The organism is Sphingomonas sp. 37zxx, from assembly GCF_000786205.1.
GTDB lineage: Bacteria > Pseudomonadota > Alphaproteobacteria > Sphingomonadales > Sphingomonadaceae > Sphingomonas.
In genome coordinates this window covers 74,431-87,584 of the sequence record NZ_JROH01000010.1, presented here as the reverse complement: position 1 = coordinate 87,584, position 13,154 = coordinate 74,431, and the positions used below count along the sequence as shown (strand labels likewise).

Sequence of the window (13,154 nt, the reverse complement as noted above, 5' to 3'; positions counted from 1 at the left end):
CGTTACTCGCTCTCCGGGGTGATGGCGGCGGGCGCGGTTTCCTTCCGGACCACGTCGTCGGCAGACGTCGGCGCTGCCGCCTGCGGCAGCCGCTCCATGGGCCGGGCGCCCGGCGCCATGAAGCGGCGGCGGTTCTCGGCCCAGGCGCGAAGGCAGGCCGTATCGCGGACGCCGGCCTCGCCGAGCAACTGGCAGCGAACGAGTTCGCCGCGCAGCGGATCGGCCGCCGCGATCGGAGCGTGCGGCGGCGAAGAGGGCGCATCCTCCTCCCGGCCGAACTCGATGGCCGTGGCGAGGATCGCGAGCAGCACGAAGGCCAGTGCGCCGACGCGGGCCAGCATCTTCATGTCCATGGCCGGCCTCAATTCTGGAACATCTTCGCGTTGCCCGGCTGGTAGCCCGTGCCCGGCGCAAGGAAGCGGCGAAGCTGCTCGCGGGCCTGTTCCTGGGCCGCGGCGCGCTGTGCGGACTCCAGGTTCTGGGCCCGCCCCTGCGCGGCCACGACGGCGGTGAGGTCGGCGAGTTGCTGGGCCTGGAGGGCGAGAATCTGGTTGCCGGCCTGGGTCGCCTGCAGCGCCCCGGTCGCGCCCTGGCTGGAGGAGACCAGCGCCGACATCTGGGTGCGGTTGGTGTCGATATTGCCGACGACGCCGGCCTGGACGCGCATCGCGTCCTGCAGCCCCGCCACCGTTGTCTGCCAGCGCTGCTTGGCGCCATCGATCAGCCCCTGATCTGAAGCCGTCGTCGAGGCCGCGCCGTAGGTGGTGGAGAAGGCCTGGTCGATCTGCTGAACGTCATAGGCGATGCGCTGCGCCTGGGTCAGGAGCTGCTGCGTGCGCTGAACCGACTGCTGAAGCTGCTGGAGGGACGAGTAAGGCAGGCTCGCCAGATTGCGGGCCTGGTTGATCAGCATCTGCGCCTCGTTCTGAAGCGAGGTGATCTGGTTGTTGATCTGCTCCAGCGCACGGGCGGCCGAGAGCACGTTCTGCACGTAGTTTGTCGGGTCGTAGACAATCCATTGCGCCGCGGCGGGCTGAACCATCAGGGGCGAGAGCGCCAACGGCGTGGCGATGAGGGCGGCGGCGAAAAACGCCGCGCGCGAGCGCGAGCGGACACGGGTCATGGCTGGATCTCCCGGCTGGCTTGAGGGATGAGGTTGACGAGATCGGGGATGAGGTCCGCGGCCCAGGCCGCGCCGCGTTCGGCGAGCCAGGCCGAGACGAAGGCGTCACGACCGTAGTCGGCGAGCACGCGCTCGATTGCGGCCTGATCGGATTTCGAGGAGGTGGCGGTGAAGGCGAGCGCGACATCGCCGAGGCCCAGCTCGAACAGGCGGTTGCCGCGCCGCGACTGGCAGTAGTAGTCGCGCTTCGGCGTCGCCCGGCTCAGGATTTCGATCTGGCGATCGTTGAGACCGAAGCGGCGGTAGATGGCGGTGATCTGCGGCTCGATCGCCCGCTCGTTTGGCAGGAACAGCCGCGTCGGGCAGCTCTCGATGATGGCCGGTGCGATGGCGCTGCCGTCGATGTCGGAGAGCGACTGGGTGGCGAAGATCACGCTGGCGTTCTTCTTGCGCAGGGTTTTCAGCCACTCGCGGAGCTGGCCGGCAAAGCCCTCGTCGTCGAGCGCGAGCCAGCCCTCATCGACGATCAGCAGCGTCGGACGGCCGTCGAGCCGACCCTCGATGCGGTGGAATAGGTAGGCGAGCACGGCAGGCGCCGCGCCGGTGCCGATCAGACCTTCGGTCTCGAACGCCTGGACGGAAGCCTCGCCCAGCCGCTCGGTCTCGGCGTCGAGCAACCGGCCATAGGGACCGCCGATGCAATAGGGCTGGAGCGCCCGCTTGAGGTTCTGCGATTGCAGCAGCACCGACAGGCCGGTCAGTGTCCGCTCGGCGACGGGAGCCGAGGCCAGAGAGGTCAGCGCCGACCAAAGATGATCCTTCACCTCGGGCGTGACGCTGATCTTCTCGCTGGCGAGGATCGCGACGATCCATTCGGCCGCCCAGCCGCGCTCGGCCGCGTCGTCGATGCGGGCCAGCGGCTGAAGCGCCACCGGTTCAGACGCATCGTCCGACAGCGCGCCACCGAGGTCATGCCAGTCGCCGCCCATGGCGATGGCGGCGGCGCGGATCGAGCCGCCGAAGTCGAACGCGAAGATCTGGGAACCAGCATAGCGCCGAAATTGCAAGGCCATCAGCGCCAGCAGCACCGACTTGCCGGCGCCGGTCGGGCCGACAACCAACGTGTGTCCGACATCGCCGACATGCAGGGAGAAGCGGAACGGGGTCGAGCCTTCCGTTCTGGCGAAGAACAGCGGCGGCGCGTCGAAATGTTCGTCCCTGGCCGGGCCGGCCCAGACCGCCGAAAGTGGGATCATATGGGCGAGGTTCAGCGTCGAAACTGGCGGTTGCCGGATATTGGCGTAGACATGGCCGGGCAGCGATCCGAGCCAGGCTTCGACCGCATTGACCGTCTCCACCATGCAGGTGAAGTCGCGGCTCTGGATCACCTTCTCGACAAGACGCAGCTTCTCGTTGGCGATGCGCGGATCGTCGTCCCAGACCGTGACGGTCGCGGTCACATAGGCTTGGCCGACCAGATCCTGACCAAGTTCCTGAAGCGCCGCGTCGGCATCCATCGCCTTGTTGTGGGCGTCGGTGTCGAGGAGCACCGACGACTCGTTGGTCATTACCTCCTTGAGGATGGCGGCGATCGACTTGCGCTTGGCGAACCATTGCCGCCGGATCTTGGTCAGCAGCTTGGTGGCGTCGGTCTTGTCGAGCATCACCGCCCGCGTCGCCCAGCGATAGGGAAAGGCGAGCCGGTTCAACTCGTCCAGGATGCCGGGTGTCGTCGCGGTCGGGAAGCCGACGACGGTCAGCACGCGCAGATGCGTGGACCCCAGACGGGGCTCAAGGCCGCCGGTCAACGGCTGGTCGGCCAACAGCGCGTCGAGGTGCATCGGCACCTCGGGGACGCGGACGCGCTGATGTTTGGTGGAGATGGTGGCGTGGAGATAGGTCAGCGTCTCGGCGTCATCGAGCCAGGCGCTCTCGGGCATGAAGCCCTCGATCAACTGCAAGACGCGATCGGTGCGGTCGACGAAGCCTCGCAGCACCTCGCGCGCGTCGGCGCCTTCGGCCCGCTCGCGGCCCTCGTAGAGGAAGCGTTCGGCGCGTGCCGCGTCCTCGGCCGGCGGCAGATAGAGCAGGCTGAGGAAGTAGCTCGACTCGAAGTGGACGCCTTCCTCCTCGAAGTCGGCTTTGCGTTCGGTATCGACCAGCGCCGATGCCGAATCCGGAAAGCGGCTTGCCGGATAGGAACTGGCGGGATGGCGCTGCGCTTCGACAAACACCGCCCAGCCGGAGCCGAGACGGCGCAACGCATTGTTGATGCGGCCGGCGACCGCGACCAGCTCGGCCGGAACGGCGCTGTCGAGGTCCGGTCCCCGGAAGCGTGCGGTACGCTGGAACGAGCCGTCCTTGTTGAGAACAACGCCGTCGCCGACGAGTGCCGCCCAGGGCAGGAAGTCGGCGAGGCGTGTTGTCGGACGGCGATATTCGGCGAGGTTCATCATTGGGGTCGGCCTCAGACGGAGAGATGGCCGGGGATGCGCAGATGGCGGCGCACAACATCGACAAACATCGGGTCGCGCTTGGCCGCCCATACGGCGGCGGCGTGACCGATGACCCAGAGCAGCAGGCCGACCAGCCAGAGCCGGAGCCCCAATCCCAGCGCCGCTGCGAGCGTGCCGTTGAGGATCGCGACGGCGCGCGGCGCGCCGCCGAGCAGGATCGGCTCGGTCAGCGCGCGATGGACCGGCGCGACATATCCGGGGACTGGCTCCTCCATCAGATCAGCGCCCCGCCGCCGAACGAGAAGAACGACAGGAAGAAGCTCGAAGCGGCGAAGGCGATCGATAGGCCGAAGACGATCTGGATGAGTTTGCGGGCGCCGCCGGAGGTGTCGCCGAAAGCCAGCGTCAGGCCGGTGATGATGATGATCATCACGGCGATGATCTTGGCGACCGGGCCTTCGATGGATTCGAGGATCGATTGCAGCGGTGCTTCCCAAGGCATGGAAGAGCCGGCGGCGTAAGCGGCGGGCGCAAGGGCAAGCGTCACGAAGGTCGCGGCAACGGCCGTGGCGACGTGACGGCGGATGCTTGAGGCATGGCGGTTCATGGCTGGTCTCCTCGATGGTCGGGGGTTGCGGGGGAAAGGGCGTAGTCACCGTCCGGGCCGAGCCCTTCGACGCGGGCGAGTTCGACGAGCCGTCGCGCGGAACCGCGTCCGGCGAGGACCGCGACGAGGTCGATGGTCTCGGCGATCAGGGCGCGCGGGACGGTGACGACGGCTTCCTGGATGAGCTGTTCCATCCGCCGCAGGGCGCCAAGTGCGGCGCCCGCGTGGATCGTGCCGACGCCGCCCGGATGGCCGGTGCCCCAGGCTTTGAGGAGATCGAGAGCTTCACCTCCGCGCACCTCGCCGATCGGAATGCGATCGGGGCGCAGGCGCAGCGAGGAGCGAACAAGATCGGACAGCGAGGCGACACCGTCCTTGGTGCGCAGCGCCACGAGGTTGGGCGCGGCGCATTGCAGCTCGCGCGTATCCTCGATCAGCACCACGCGGTCGCCGGTCTTGGCGACTTCGGCCAGCAGCGCGTTGGTGAGCGTGGTCTTGCCGGTGGAGGTGCCGCCGGCGACGAGGATGTTCTGGCGCGACGCCACGGCCGACCGCAGTACGGCGGCTTGGGTCTCCGCCATGATTCCGGCCGCGACGTAGTCATCGAGCGTGAACACGGCGACGGCGGGCTTACGGATCGCGAAGGCCGGCGCGGCCACGACGGGCGGCAGAAGCCCCTCGAACCGCTCTCCCGTCTCGGGCAGTTCGGCCGAGACGCGCGGAGCGCCGGCATGGACCTCGGCGCCGACATGATGGGCGACGAGGCGGACGATGCGCTCCCCGTCGGCCGGCGACAGGCGCTCGCCCGTATCGGACAGGCCTTCCGACAGCCGGTCGATCCAGAGCCGTCCGTCGGGGTTGAGCATCACCTCGACGACTTTGGGGTCTTCCAGAAACCCGGCGATGGCGGGGCCGAGCGCGGTACGCAGCATGCGCGCCCCGCGTGAAACCGCCTCGGATTGCCGGTGAGAAACCGCCACTGTCGTCCCCGTCTATTGGGGCTGCAAGATGAGCGGCCCTGGATCGGGGATGATTAGAAGAGGCAGCAATGGGGCCGGCGCAAGAAGGTCAAGGGCGTAGTAGCGCGCTGGCGTAGAAAGACAGGAGAACGGCGGAACGGCCGTTTTGAGAGCGCAGCAAGAGATGCTGCTTTCAGCTTTCCTTCGGCGAATCGTCCTCGGCTTCCGGCGGCATCTTCGCCCCGACATCTTCAGGGATCTCATGCAGCAGGCTCTGGCCCTTCTGCAGCCGTCGTCCCAATGTCTCGATGAAACCTTCATAACGCTCCCGACCTTTGGCTTGAGCTGCCGCTTGAGCGTCGCTCGGCAGTGGTGGCGTGATGGTCAGCCAGAAACGGACAAACAGCGCCAACGTTTCGGTGGAGACGCCGACATTGCGCTCCAACCGCTGAACCTGCCGGGACAGGCGGTCGAGACGACGGGTGAAGGCGGCCTCGCGGCGGTCGGCGCCATCGGGCGACAGGAAGGACGCCACGGCCGCCTCGACGATCGCCGAACGCGACAGCCCTTTGCGGTCGGCGAGATCGGCGATCTGCTTCAGCATTGCCGGCGGAAAATAGACATTCATCCGGTCACGCATGGCTGTCCCTTACATCTCGATGCCGTCGCCGGGATCCATCGACACCTGACGGGCGATGCCGCGCGCTTGCTGGCGAAGAAGCCGCGCCTGGCGGACGGTGTCCTCCGGCTCGTCGTCGATCACCGCGAATTCCTCGTGCGGACGTGGCTCGGTGGTTTCCTTCACGATCGCCACATGATCGGGAAGTTCGGGTTCCCGACGCAGACCGCTATTGGCGGCATCCTTCTCGGCCTGCTTGGCCTCGGCAACCAGCTCGGCCGAAGGTTTCTGCGGAGTGATCGCCGACCAACTGTCCGGCTTCGACGCAGCCTGTTTCGTCACAAGTTCCGGAGGGGGCAGAACCCGTTCGGTCAGACGCCTGTCTTCGAAATAGCGAGCCTTCTTCGCCCGGATCGGCGGGACACCCGCGATCATGACGATCTCGTCGGCCGGTGGGAGTTGCATCACCTCGCCGGGGGTCAGAAGCGGCCGCGCGGTCTCCGAGCGGGAAACCATCAGATGGCCGAGCCAAGGCGACAGCCGGTGGCCCGCATAGTTCTTCATCGCCTTCATCTCGGTCGCGGTGCCCAGCGCATCCGAGACGCGCTTGGCGGTGCGCTCATCGTTGGTGGCGAAGCTCACCCGGACATGGCAGTTGTCGAGGATCGAGTTGTTGGCGCCATAGGCTTTCTCGATCTGATTGAGCGACTGCGCTATCAGGAACGCCTTCAGGCCGTAGCCCGCCATGAAGGCGAGCGCGGACTCGAAGAAGTCGAGCCGGCCGAGCGCGGGAAACTCATCGAGCATCAAGAGCACGCGATGGCGCCGGTTCTTCGCGTGCAGATCCTCGGTCAGGCGTCGTCCGATCTGATTGAGCACCAGCCGGATCAGCGGCTTGGTGCGGCTGATGTCCGACGGCGGCACCACGAGGTAGAGCGTCGCCGGCCGATCGCCATCGATCAGATCGGTGATGCGCCAGTCACAGCGCCGCGTGACCTGGGCGACGACCGGATCACGATAGAGCCCGAGAAACGACATGGCGGTGGAGAGCACGCCCGAGCGTTCGTTGTCGGATTTGTTCAGCAGCTCGCGCGCGGTCGAGGCCACGACCGGATGCGGCCCGGCTTCACCAAGATGAGGCGTCGTCATCATCGCCTGCAGCGTGGTCTCGATCGGTCGTTTGGGATCGGAGAGGAAACCGGCAACGCCGGCCAGCGTCTTGTCCGGTTCGGCGTAGAGGACATGGAGGATCGCCCCGACCAGCAGCGAATGGCTGGTCTTCTCCCAATGGTTCCGCCGTTCGAGCGAGCCTTCCGGGTCGACCAGCACGTCAGCGACGTTCTGGACGTCGCGGACCTCCCATTCACCCCGGCGGACCTCCAGCAGCGGATTGTAGGCGGCCGACGCGGTGTTGGTCGGATCGAACAGCAGCACGCGGCCGTGCCGGGCGCGGAAACCCGCGGTCAGGCCCCAGTTCTCGCCCTTGATGTCGTGGACGATGGCCGAGCCGGGCCAGGTCAGCAGCGACGGGACCACCAGGCCAACGCCCTTGCCCGAACGGGTCGGCGCGAAGCACATCACATGCTCGGGGCCGTTATGGCGCAGATAGTCCCGCTCCAGCTTGCCGAGCACCACGCCGTCCGGGCCGAGCAAGCCAGCGCCCTTCACCTCGGCCGGCGTCGCCCAGCGCGCGGAGCCATAGGTTTCGACGTTCTTGGCTTCTCGGGCACGCCAGACCGACATGAGAATCGCGACGGCGATCGAGATGAAGCCGCCTGACGCGGCGATGTAGGCGCCTTGCACGAAAATGTGCGGCGCATAGGCGTCGTAAGAGAACCACCACCAGAAGAAGGCTGGCGGATAGTAGACTGGCATCCCCGCGAGCTCGAACCACGGCACGCCGAGCTGCGGCTGAAAGCCAAGCTGCCATGCCGTCCATTGGGTCGCGCCCCAGGTCGTGGAAAGCACGATCAGGAAGACAACTGTAATCTGGCCCCAGAGGATTTTGGTGGCGGACAAGACGGGTTTCCTCAACAGCAAATACCGTCAAGGTCGGTGTCGGGTCCTGTCTGTTACAAGGCGTCGGCAACGGTGGTCGAAGGATCGGCGGCTCCTGCGCGCAAAGACAGGTACGTTGCGGGAATGCAAGGTCGCCAACGGCCCTACAGACCGAGCCCTCGTTTCCGTCCAAAGCCCCACTCGATGTCGCCACCATCTTTGGCAACGCCGGCGACATGGCGACCCAGTTGCTTCTCCAACGGCGGCGACCACGGCACGAGCTGGAAGCCGAGGCCGTTGTCGATCATGGCGAAGCGACCCGACGACAGCGTCAGCCGTTGACGATAGGTGCCGGCGACATGCTCGCCGGCCGCCGATTGAGCGTAGGGCAGCCTCGTCTCGGCCGAGAGCTTCGTCCCGACCGCATCCAGCTCGCGCCGGCGCAGCGTGTTGAGCAGGTCGCGCTGCAGGATGATGCGTTGCCCTTGCCGGCGGGCGAGCCCTTCGTCGGCGAGATGGTCAGCGCGGGCCGTCATCGCGTCCCGCACCTCGCGCCCGAAACCGCCCATGGAAAGCGGCGTCGGCTCGCGCTCCACCAGCCGGTGATCGAGCCAGGTCGCGCCGGGCGCCGTCACCTGGGCGACAAGGTCGATGTCCGACCGTCCGGCCAGCACGAGCGTCGGTCGGCCATCGTCGGCGCCGCCGAAGCGGCGCACCTCGACGATGCCGCCGACGGGCGGTGAATGCTCGAAGGCCTCGACGCCGCGGAAGCGGACGTGGTGCGCGCGCCCGTCCGTGCCGTCGATCACGGCATAGGCCTCGCCGGTCAGCTCGTCATGGAGGCCCTTGTCCACCAGCCTGCCGACGATCGGCGAAGCCCCCGTGCCGATCTCGATCACATAGTCGCCGAAGGCCCGGTCCTGGCCCCGCTCGGTGAGGGCGCGGTGCATGGTCTTGATGATGTCGCCGCGCAGGCCGAGGTCGCGGAGGCTTCGCTCCGCTTCCAGGCCGACCATCCATTCTCCGGGTCCGGCCGGAGCGGCGAGCCCCATGCGCTCCAGCTTCTGCAACCGGCCGATCATCAGCCGGCGAGATTCCGCATCGCCCGCGCCGGGGCTCTCCGGTCTCAGGTCGATATAGCCGGTTTCGTCGGCGGCAATGCGGATCTCCAGGTCGAGGCGCGTCCAGCGCTCGGCGCCCACCTCCCGTTCGAGGGCGGAACGCACTTCACGCTCTGGCTTGGGGCCGAGTTCGATCGAGACCAGTTCCTCGGCACGAGAACGCAGGCCGCGACTGATATAGTCGCGGGAGATCACCAGGTCTTTTCCGTCCTGATCGACGCCGCGCACCAGCAGGTGGACGTGAGGATTGTCGGTGTTCCAGTGATCGACGGCGACCCAGTCGAGCCGCGTGCCGAGGTCCGTCTCCATCTGCCTGGCAAGGTCGCGTGTGAACGCCTTGAGGTCCGTCATCTCACTGGCGTCCTCGGGCGAGATGATGAAGCGGAAATGATGCCGGTCGTCCTTCGCGCGCTCGGCGAAGCCAGCGTCATCGGCGCGGTCATCGTCGGCGTCGAACATCCGAGCCTTCTCACCGTCGCGGGTGACGCCCTCGCGCTTCAGATAGGACAGATGCGCCGAGAGCGGCGCGGAGCGGAAGGCGCGACCCTGGTGACGCGCGATCCGCGCCTTCACGACGACGCGACGGCTGGCAGAGAACAGGCGATTGCGGCTGAAGGCGATGCGGCCTCGCCCAAAGGTCGAACGGCCAAGACCGGACGAGCGCTTGCCGCTGCCTGCATGCGACGCTGTATGCCCGGCCTTCTTCGCGGCGCGCAGCACTTGATTGATGAAGCTCTTGGGCTTGCCGCCGCTCTTGCTGCGGATGCGTCCTGGACGGACGCGGAAATCCTCGCCGCTGTCGTTCATCACCGCCAGTCCGATGGCAAGAATGGACGGGCAGTGCCGGAAAGATCGTTGAAAACATTGATGTCCTGCCTGCGAGCGGCACGCGACCCGACCGTCCGGCACGGAGAAAGACAAGTCATGTCAATGACTTGGATGGCGACCGGAGAGCCGCTTTTATCTCGCCGTCCTGTTGTCGCGCTTCCCTGCCACACCGGTCCCACACCCTGAAATGCGATCATCCACGACAAGCTGCGAAGGATTGCGCCCCTGGTCACTGTGGCTCTCCCGCACCGGTACGCCGCACGAACAGACCGTCCGATTGGGGCGCGATGGCCGAAAGATCGACGACAGAACGGCCGGTTTGCCTGCGATCCGGCTGCACGTCGGGCGATGGTTGATCGGCAGTCGGCGCGCTTTCGGCCCGTGCGATGAACAGCGGCGCGCGGGTCCAGGCTTGCGGTTCGGCGACCGCTACGACAGCGCCATCGGCCGGTTGGTCGCCGATCAACGGAGCCAGCGCCGCAACATAGGCCCGCGTCTCGGCGGGCAACGCCCGGCCGGTCGTCAGATGCTCCTCGTATCGTCCGGGTCCGGCATTGTAGGCGGCAAGGAAGCCAGGCGAACCGTAGCGGTCGTGCATCTCGCGGAGATAGGCCGTACCCGCCAGGATATTGTCGCGCGGGTCATAAGGATCGGCCCCGAGACCATGGCGGACACGAAGATCGGCCCAGGTCTGCGGCATGATCTGCATCAGGCCCACCGCACCGGCTGACGACACGGCCCGTACATCGCCCGCGCTTTCGACACGCATGACGGCGCGTATCCATGACGCCGGAATGCTGAAGCGTCGCGCGGCCTCGGCGATATGGACCGCATAGAGATCGGCGGGATTCGCGACAGTCGCGGGGGCGCTTTGAGCGTGGGCCGGTGACGCAGACGCCGTCGCCAGCGGCCCGCTGATCACCGCAACGACAAGCGCGGCAAAGGTCACGATGCGGATGCACGACCTGTCTCCGAATGGGTGGCGGAAATGCAGGACGAGAGGTTGATCGGTTCGCATGACATCACGCCCGATCGTCACGGCGAGATGGGCGGTTCCACAGCAGATGGAAGCTTGATCCATCAGCATCGGCCTGGAACAGATTGGCGTGGATCGGCTGCGGGAAAGCGGGATCGTCGATCAGCAACGACACATAGGCGCCAGCTTTCTCGCCGGTGCGTTTCCAACCGGCGCCGACCTCTGCGCCATCCCCATCTTCGCCGATGTATATGCGGTAATCCGGGGCCTTCTCGGCATCGGTCTTATCGGCCGGGACGAGGGTGAGTTCGACGTCGAGCGAGAGGGTCCGCAAGCGCCCCGAATAGCCGTCGGTGGTGCGCGTGAAGCTGCCGATATGCGCCATGATGGTTCTCCGATCGGATGGTTGTGGGTGGGAAATCAGCGGGTGGGCGCCAGCCACTCGAAACGGTCGTCGCCTTCCTCGTCGGTCCAGAGCGGTGTCGCTCGGCCGACGATCGACTTGGCCGGAAGCGGGCCGAAATAGCGCCCGTCGAGGCTGTCGGCCGACTGCCAGTTCATGAGGAAAACCTCACCCTCGGCGATGGTCCGACAGCCCTGCCAGACGGGCAGATCACGGCCATGGCTGTCGCGTTCGCGCGCCGTGCCCATGGCAATGCCGTCGACCGTGACGAGGAGGTTTTCCCGGCAGACTTTCTGCCCCGCAAGCGCCAGAACCCGCTTCATCAGAGGCACGCCGCGCGGGACGTAGCCGCCAGCCTCAAGGAAACTCGCGACCGGTTCGGGCGGCGCTACGACGGCAAGATCTGTGATCTCGATTCCGTCTGGCGGCTGCACGGCATAGAGCCCGATCGGCGCGCTGGCGGTGACGTTCCAGATGAGTTTTTTGGGCAGGTCCACGAAAGCCGAGACCGCGACGCCCATCGTGGCGAAATAGGTCGACATGACCCATGCGAAGCGCGTCATTGCTCGGCCCTCCGGCGCAATAGCCAGGCGCTATGGCGTTCGGCTGTGTAGGGGCGCGGTTCGTGACCAGCGGTCAGACGGTTGTGGACGTGCCGCCAGTGATCCGGCGCGGCCTCGATCGGGTCGACGTCGAGGGCCTCCACGGCGTCGATCGCTTGGAGCACCCGCTCGACCTTGGGCCAGCCGTCGATGCGCAGCAGGATATCGCCGCCGGGCCGGACGAAAGGCAGCGTCGCATAGGGTTCGCCCGGCGCGACGGCCCGCACGATGTCGATCCGCGAGATGACTGTGCCGAAGTCGTTCGACGCCCAGCGGACGAATGCGAAGATGCTATCCGGTACGAAGCTGACGATGCGCCGGCGGCGATCGAGGATTTTCTCCTCGGCGAAACGACCGAAGCGTATCCAGTGCTCGATGCGTTTCTCGTACCAGGTCAGTTCGACGTGGGTCAGGGTGGTCGCTGCGCCATGAACGTGCGGGCGACCGAGCGGTGTGCTGCCGATCATGGCGTGCCTCCATCGGTGTCGGGAAAGGTCCGGGAAAGGAGGTCGCGCAGCATGTCGGCGACGGTGATCCCTCGCCGGAAGGCTGCGACCTTGATGCGGCCACGCAGCTCGGAGGTGATGTCGACCGTCAGGCGCGCGGTAAAAGCGTCGGCGCTCGTGCGGCTCGCCGTCGACGACGGGGGCGCTTTCACCCAGCTCTCGGCATCGCTGGGACGGGACGCGAAGCCGCGCTTGGGATCGCGGCCGGTCATCGGATGATCCTCCCGATCTCGGCGGCGAGCGCGGCGATCTCGCGCGTGGCGGGACTGTCCGCGTCGAGGTCGGAGACCAGCCGGCCGGTGCGTGCCGTATCCGCGAAGGCGACGCGCTGGCCGATGGTCGCGGCAAGCAATGGTGGATCGTGATCGGCGAGTGTCTCGGCCGTCTCGCGGGCGATGACGGTGCGTGCGCCGCAGCGGTTCAGCACGAAGCGAGCAATGAGCTGGGGACGGAAGATGCGTGCTTCCTCGATCAGCTTCAGCATCTCGCCCGACGCCCAGCCGTCGAACGGAGATGGTTGAGCCGGGATCAGCACCAGATCGGCAGCGAGGAGCGCCGACCGCATCAGCCCGGCGACACGCGGCGGCCCGTCGATGACGATGTGGTCGACATCACGGGCAAGCTCGGGCGCTTCCCGGTGCAGTGTGTCGCGGGCGAGGCCGAGGACGCCGAACAGCCTCGGCAGCCCTTCACGGCTGCGCTGCTCGGACCAGTCCAGCGCTGAGCCCTGCGGGTCCGCGTCGATCAGCGTGACACGCTTGCCTTGCCGAGCCCATTGACCGGCGAGGTGCAACGCCAGGGTGGTCTTGCCGACGCCACCTTTCTGGTTGAGGAGCGCGACGATCATGACGCGCTTCCCCGCTCGGAGCGGGGTTTTCCACAGACCGCCGCGCCTCTACAGAAAAGGTTAGATTCTGAGTTAGATAGGTTAGAGTCGCCGATTATCGCGCGACGCC

The 13,154-nt window shown here is 66.8% G+C and carries 15 protein-coding genes; all 15 read right to left on the bottom strand.

The genetic code is table 11. The annotated features are described in order from the left end of the window. Positions 1-2: 2 nt before the first annotated feature. The gene (gene trbK-alt, locus QU44_RS06610) at positions 3-353 is read right to left on the bottom strand and encodes a putative entry exclusion protein TrbK-alt (protein ID WP_033921071.1); all 351 of its coding nucleotides are present in this window, start codon (positions 351-353) and stop codon (positions 3-5) included. Between the two features lie 8 nt (positions 354-361). Continuing rightward, a complete protein-coding gene (gene trbJ, locus QU44_RS06605; protein ID WP_033921070.1) occupies positions 362-1,123 on the bottom strand; it encodes a P-type conjugative transfer protein TrbJ in 762 nt (253 codons plus the stop codon). Next, positions 1,120-3,579 (bottom strand): conjugal transfer protein TrbE, encoded by a 2,460-nt coding sequence (gene trbE / locus QU44_RS06600; RefSeq protein WP_033921069.1) that lies wholly within the window; start codon positions 3,577-3,579, stop codon positions 1,120-1,122. The genes trbJ and trbE overlap by 4 nt, the downstream gene beginning before the upstream one ends. An 11-nt stretch (positions 3,580-3,590) precedes the next feature. Then, positions 3,591-3,854, bottom strand: a complete 264-nt coding sequence (locus QU44_RS06595; RefSeq protein ID WP_033921068.1) for a VirB3 family type IV secretion system protein — start codon at positions 3,852-3,854, stop codon at positions 3,591-3,593. Next, positions 3,854-4,186 (bottom strand): TrbC/VirB2 family protein, encoded by a 333-nt coding sequence (locus QU44_RS06590; RefSeq protein WP_033921067.1) that lies wholly within the window; start codon positions 4,184-4,186, stop codon positions 3,854-3,856. Before QU44_RS06590 ends, QU44_RS06595 begins: the two co-directional genes overlap by 1 nt. Next, positions 4,183-5,118, bottom strand: coding sequence for a P-type conjugative transfer ATPase TrbB (gene trbB, locus QU44_RS06585; protein WP_443018079.1), 936 nt, complete (start codon positions 5,116-5,118; stop codon positions 4,183-4,185). The genes QU44_RS06590 and trbB overlap by 4 nt, the downstream gene beginning before the upstream one ends. Before the next feature lie 220 nt (positions 5,119-5,338). Further along, positions 5,339-5,785: a CopG family transcriptional regulator gene (locus QU44_RS06580; RefSeq protein ID WP_033921065.1), complete on the bottom strand. Its 447-nt coding sequence runs from the start codon at positions 5,783-5,785 to the stop codon at positions 5,339-5,341. A 9-nt stretch (positions 5,786-5,794) separates the two neighbouring features. Continuing rightward, entirely contained in the window at positions 5,795-7,783 is a 1,989-nt protein-coding gene (locus QU44_RS06575) for a conjugal transfer protein TraG (RefSeq protein ID WP_033921064.1), read from the bottom strand. A gap of 143 nt (positions 7,784-7,926) precedes the next feature. Next, positions 7,927-9,690, bottom strand: a complete 1,764-nt coding sequence (locus QU44_RS06570; RefSeq protein ID WP_033921063.1) for a relaxase/mobilization nuclease domain-containing protein — start codon at positions 9,688-9,690, stop codon at positions 7,927-7,929. A 250-nt stretch (positions 9,691-9,940) separates the two neighbouring features. Further along, complete coding sequence (locus QU44_RS06565) at positions 9,941-10,729, bottom strand: lytic transglycosylase domain-containing protein (protein ID WP_081987898.1); 789 nt, start codon at positions 10,727-10,729, stop codon at positions 9,941-9,943. Positions 10,730-10,733: 4 nt separating this feature from the next. After that, complete coding sequence (locus QU44_RS06560; protein WP_033921062.1) at positions 10,734-11,072, bottom strand: DUF736 domain-containing protein; 339 nt, start codon at positions 11,070-11,072, stop codon at positions 10,734-10,736. 35 nt (positions 11,073-11,107) lie between these two features. Continuing rightward, positions 11,108-11,653, bottom strand: a complete 546-nt coding sequence (locus QU44_RS06555; protein WP_033921061.1) for a S26 family signal peptidase — start codon at positions 11,651-11,653, stop codon at positions 11,108-11,110. Then, complete coding sequence (locus QU44_RS06550; RefSeq protein ID WP_033921060.1) at positions 11,650-12,159, bottom strand: DUF2840 domain-containing protein; 510 nt, start codon at positions 12,157-12,159, stop codon at positions 11,650-11,652. Before QU44_RS06550 ends, QU44_RS06555 begins: the two co-directional genes overlap by 4 nt. Then, a complete protein-coding gene (locus tag QU44_RS06545) occupies positions 12,156-12,410 on the bottom strand; it encodes a hypothetical protein (RefSeq protein WP_033921059.1) in 255 nt (84 codons plus the stop codon). Before QU44_RS06545 ends, QU44_RS06550 begins: the two co-directional genes overlap by 4 nt. Further along, positions 12,407-13,045 (bottom strand): ParA family partition ATPase, encoded by a 639-nt coding sequence (gene parA, locus QU44_RS06540; protein ID WP_033921057.1) that lies wholly within the window; start codon positions 13,043-13,045, stop codon positions 12,407-12,409. Before parA ends, QU44_RS06545 begins: the two co-directional genes overlap by 4 nt. Positions 13,046-13,154 lie beyond the last annotated feature (109 nt).

Bases quoted from the DNA above. Each gene is read 5' to 3' on its own strand.
- trbK-alt (WP_033921071.1), bottom strand. From the start codon at position 353: ATGGACATGAAGATGCTGGCCCGCGTCGGCGCACTGGCCTTCGTGCTG.
- trbJ (WP_033921070.1), bottom strand. From the start codon at position 1,123: ATGACCCGTGTCCGCTCGCGCTCGCGCGCGGCGTTTTTCGCCGCCGCC.
- trbE (WP_033921069.1), bottom strand. From the start codon at position 3,579: ATGATGAACCTCGCCGAATATCGCCGTCCGACAACACGCCTCGCCGAC.
- QU44_RS06595 (WP_033921068.1), bottom strand. From the start codon at position 3,854: ATGGAGGAGCCAGTCCCCGGATATGTCGCGCCGGTCCATCGCGCGCTG.
- QU44_RS06590 (WP_033921067.1), bottom strand. From the start codon at position 4,186: ATGAACCGCCATGCCTCAAGCATCCGCCGTCACGTCGCCACGGCCGTT.
- trbB (WP_443018079.1), bottom strand. From the start codon at position 5,118: ATGCTGCGTACCGCGCTCGGCCCCGCCATCGCCGGGTTTCTGGAAGAC.
- QU44_RS06580 (WP_033921065.1), bottom strand. From the start codon at position 5,785: ATGCGTGACCGGATGAATGTCTATTTTCCGCCGGCAATGCTGAAGCAG.
- QU44_RS06570 (WP_033921063.1), bottom strand. From the start codon at position 9,690: ATGAACGACAGCGGCGAGGATTTCCGCGTCCGTCCAGGACGCATCCGC.
- QU44_RS06565 (WP_081987898.1), bottom strand. From the start codon at position 10,729: ATGCGAACCGATCAACCTCTCGTCCTGCATTTCCGCCACCCATTCGGA.
- QU44_RS06560 (WP_033921062.1), bottom strand. From the start codon at position 11,072: ATGGCGCATATCGGCAGCTTCACGCGCACCACCGACGGCTATTCGGGG.
- QU44_RS06555 (WP_033921061.1), bottom strand. From the start codon at position 11,653: ATGACGCGCTTCGCATGGGTCATGTCGACCTATTTCGCCACGATGGGC.
- QU44_RS06550 (WP_033921060.1), bottom strand. From the start codon at position 12,159: ATGATCGGCAGCACACCGCTCGGTCGCCCGCACGTTCATGGCGCAGCG.
- QU44_RS06545 (WP_033921059.1), bottom strand. From the start codon at position 12,410: ATGACCGGCCGCGATCCCAAGCGCGGCTTCGCGTCCCGTCCCAGCGAT.
- parA (WP_033921057.1), bottom strand. From the start codon at position 13,045: ATGATCGTCGCGCTCCTCAACCAGAAAGGTGGCGTCGGCAAGACCACC.